Source organism: Streptomyces sp. KLMMK (assembly GCF_036961605.1).
Taxonomy (GTDB): domain Bacteria; phylum Actinomycetota; class Actinomycetes; order Streptomycetales; family Streptomycetaceae; genus Streptomyces; species Streptomyces telluris.
Genome location: NZ_JBAMDC010000532.1, coordinates 1 through 3,718, shown reverse-complemented (window position 1 = coordinate 3,718; position 3,718 = coordinate 1). Strand labels below are relative to the sequence as shown.

General features: G+C 74.1%; 3 protein-coding genes. All 3 read right to left on the bottom strand.

Annotated features, from left to right (window positions below; translation table 11 throughout):
• On the bottom strand, positions 1–1,543 hold a 1,543-nt coding region (locus tag V7793_RS35015), incomplete at its 3' end, for a serine/threonine protein kinase (protein ID WP_336013729.1).
• Positions 1,540–2,886, bottom strand: coding sequence for a hypothetical protein (locus V7793_RS35010; protein ID WP_336013728.1), 1,347 nt, complete (start codon positions 2,884–2,886; stop codon positions 1,540–1,542). The genes V7793_RS35015 and V7793_RS35010, both read right to left, overlap by 4 nt.
• A 71-nt stretch (positions 2,887–2,957) precedes the next feature.
• Positions 2,958–3,718 (bottom strand): glutamate ABC transporter substrate-binding protein (locus V7793_RS35005; protein WP_336013727.1); only part of this gene is annotated, 761 nt, incomplete at its 5' end.

Genomic DNA, 3,718 nt, shown 5'->3' with positions numbered 1-3,718 from the left:
CCGCCCGGCGGCCCAGCACCGAGACCTCGCCGTCGGCCTCCTCGAACAGCCGGGTGTCCACCACCCGCAGCTCCGGCCCGAACAGCGTGGACAGCGCGGGCCGCGGCCGGCCCGTCTGCAGCGCGACGACCTCCCGCAGCACCCCCGTCAGCTGGTCGGCCATCTCCTCGGCCGAGGCGAACCGCCGCGCGGGATCGGGGTCCGTGGCCCGGACCAGCAGCCGGTAGAAGGACTCGTAGCGGGAGAAGACCTCGATGTGGTCCGGGTCGGGCAGGCTGTCCCGGAAGACGTTCGTGTAGCCCTGGAAGTCGAAGGTGAGCACGGCCAGCGTGCGGGCCACCGTGTAGAGGTCGGAGGCGACCGACGGGCCCACCTCGGCGACCTCGGGGGCCTGGTAGCCCACCGTGCCGTAGATCGCGCCGTCCTCGTCGTCCATCCGCCGGACCGCGCCCATGTCGATCAGCTTGAGCTGGTCCTGCTGCTGGATGGCGTTGTCGACCTTGAAGTCGCAGTACAGCAGGTGGCGGCTGTGCAGGTGGCCGAGCGCCTCCAGCGCCTCGATGCCGTACGCGCACGCCTGCTCCACCGGCAGCGGATCGCGCCGCCCGTCCGGCGTCCGCCGCTCGTTGGCGATCTCCTTCAGCGACTTGCCGCCGACGTACTCCATGACGATGTAGCCGTCGAGGCTGCCGGTGCGCTGGTCGAGGTGCTCGACGAAGTTGTAGATGCGGACGATGTTGGAGTGCTCGATCTCGGCGAGGAAGCGCCGCTCGGAGACCGCCACCGCCAGGGCGTCCTCGTCGCCCGTGTCCAGCAGGCCCTTGAGTACGACCCAGCGGTCCGACACGGCCCGGTCGACGGCCAGGTAGATCCAGCCGAGCCCGCCGTGCGCCAGGCAGCCCGCCACCTCGTACTGCCCGTGCACCACGTCCCCGGCGCGCAGCTTGGGCACGAAGGAGTACGGGTGGCCGCACTTGGTGCAGAAGCCCTCCGTGCGCCCCGGCCGGTCGCCGCGCGCCCGGCCCACCGGCGCACCGCAGTCGCTGCGGCTGCAGAACCGCTTGCGCTCGGGCACCTCGGGGTTGGCCAGCACTGCCGCCCGGGGATCCGGACGCGGCACCTCCGGCACCTTGACCAGGCCCGCGCCCAGCCTGCCGCGCCCCGACGACGACGGCCCCGTGCCCGCGCTGCGCACCGACACCGACCGTGTGCTCGCCCCCTCGGCCCCCGGCAGCGAGCGCGACAGGCGCCCCGACACCGACCGCCGCGACGAGGAGGAACGCGACGACGACCGCGACGACCGCGAGGACGACCCCGCGGAGGAGGAGCGGGACGACGAGCCCGACGAGCCCTGCGACCCGGCTCTCGCCCCGCCCTCCGGGCCGCTGCCCGGCGAGCCCCCCGCCACCCCCGTGGCGGGGGAGGAGACCATCCCGTTCGGCGAGACGACCGGCGCCAGGCCGCATGTGTCGCAGTACAGCTCGCCGCCGCCGACGTCCTCGTACGAACCGGCGCACCCCGGCCGCTGACAGGCCTCGCTCACGCTTCCCCCCTCCGCCCCGTGGGCTGCTGCCCGGTGCCCGGCGGCGCCGACAGCGCCTCGGCCAGCGCCTGCTGATAGCGCAGGACCGCCTGTTCGGCGGCCATCAGATCGCACGGCGCGCTCCACAGCATGCGCCGCGCCGCGTCGTACCGCTCGATGAGCAGGGAGTCCTCCGCGAGGCCGTGCCGGGCAGTCTTCGCCTTGTACGCGTCCAGGCGGCCGCGCAGCTCGGCGCGGACCGCCAGCGGGGCCGTCACCGCCGTCAGCGACTCGCGGGCGCGCAGCAGCTCCTCCTCCGAGCGCTGCTCCAGGCCCTCCAGGAGCGGCGAGAGCCGGTGCCACCGGGCGTGTCTGCGGTGCTCGGCGGCGGCCGACAGCTGCTCGTAGAGGGCCGTCGGCGGGCCCGAGACCGCCGGCACCACGGACGCGGCGATCTTCGACAGGACCTCGGCGCGGGCCTGCCGGGCCTCGTTCAGCGTGCGGTCCGCGCGGGAGAGGACGTCGCGCACGCGCATCAGCCGCCGCTCGGCGTCCTGCCGGACGTCCAGCACCGCCTCGACCTCCCGGCGGACGTCCTCCAGGGCCCGCGCGGCGCGGTCGTAGCGCGTGGTGTCCGGGCGGCCGCCGCCCGGGGCCGAGCTGGGCGAGGAGCCGGCCCAGAAGGCGACCGGATCGGATATCACCTCGTCCCGCAGCGCGGCCAGCTCGCGGGTGATCTGCTCCAGGTCGTCACCGGAGGGGTGCTCGCCGGGCCGGACGCCCACCGAGTGGGCGAGGGAGCGGGTGCGCCCGAGCTCGGCGGCGAGCAGGTCGATGCGGGCGGGCAGCGCGGACCACACGGCGTCGGCGATCACGACCACGTCGAGGGCCCGGGCGTACCAGCCGTTCATCCGGTCCAGCAGCTCCTGCAGGCTCAGCTGCTCGCTGAGGCGCGCCGGCAAGCCCTCCGTGCCCCCCGCGCCCACCGGGAGGACCGCCGTGCCGAGCGCGGCCGTGCCGTGGCCGGGCAGGGTGACGCCGGAGCCGCGCAGCAGCTCGGTGAGCTCGGACAGCTCGCCCTGGGTGGGCCAGCGGCGGCGGGCGCGCAGCTCGCGGGCGGCGGTCAGGGCCGCGGTGTAGGCGTCGAAGTACGCCCACAGCTGCCCGATGAGGGCCTCGGCGGCCGCCCACCGGCTCCTGCTCTCGCCGGTGAGCTCCGCCCCCTCCAGCAGGCGCCGCCCCGCATGGTCCTGGAGGGCGAGCAGCGAGGATTCGACGGCCTCGTGCTCCGCGCCGAGCCTGGCCAGCGCACGGTCCACCTCCTCGCGGGTCAAGGCCGGCCCGGTGGGCTCCGCGACCGCCATCGATCCCCTCTCTCCTGTCCGCGGCGCGCGCCGCGGGCGTGTCCGTTACGGCCGTGCTCCCCGGCCCGCCGTCAGTCCCGGTACTTGGGCGCCGGCGGGGCGGTGATGCCCTTCAGGTCGGCGGCGAGCCACTTGTCGTACGCCTTCATCCAGAGGCTTCCGGCGCCGCCCGCGCGGTAGTCCTCCAGCACCTTGTTGACCCGGCGTACCAGGTCCGTGTCCGCGAGGTTCATCGCCACGCCGTACGGTTCGGTGGTGAACGGCTTTCCGACGAGCTGCACGGAGGGGTCCTGTGCCGCCTGGCCGGCCGCGAGGGCCCTGTCGTTGACCACTGCGTCGACCTCGCCGAGCTGGAGCCGCACCAGGCAGTCGAGCTGGTTGGGGACCGTCAGCAGGGAGGAGCCGTGCGGCTCTTCCCGCACCTTGATCTCGGCCGTGGAACCCTCCGCCGTACAGACCTTCTTCCCCTTCATCGAGTCGTCGAACGCCGTCACCGGTGACCCCTTGGGGACCATCACCTGCTGCCCGGACTCGAAGTAGGCGGTGGAGAACGCCACTTGCTTGATCCGTTCGCACGTGATGGTCATCGTGCGGGCGACGATGTCCACCTTGCCCGTCTGCAGGGCGGATATGCGCCGGCTCGTGGGGATCGCGAGATAGGTGACCTTGCCGGGGTCGCCGAGGATGTCCTTGGCGAGGGCCCGGACGAGGTCGATGTCGAAGCCGCTGAGCTCGCCGTCGGCGGGGTTGCGGTAGCCCCAGCGGTAGCTGTTCTGGTCGACGCCGGCGATCAGCCGGCCGCGGGCCTTGATGCGCTGCACGGCCGCCCCGT

What these genes read in the sequence shown, in the direction of transcription:
- V7793_RS35010 (WP_336013728.1), bottom strand. Translation starts at nt 2,886, where the DNA reads ATGGCGGTCGCGGAGCCCACCGGGCCGGCCTTGACCCGCGAGGAGGTG.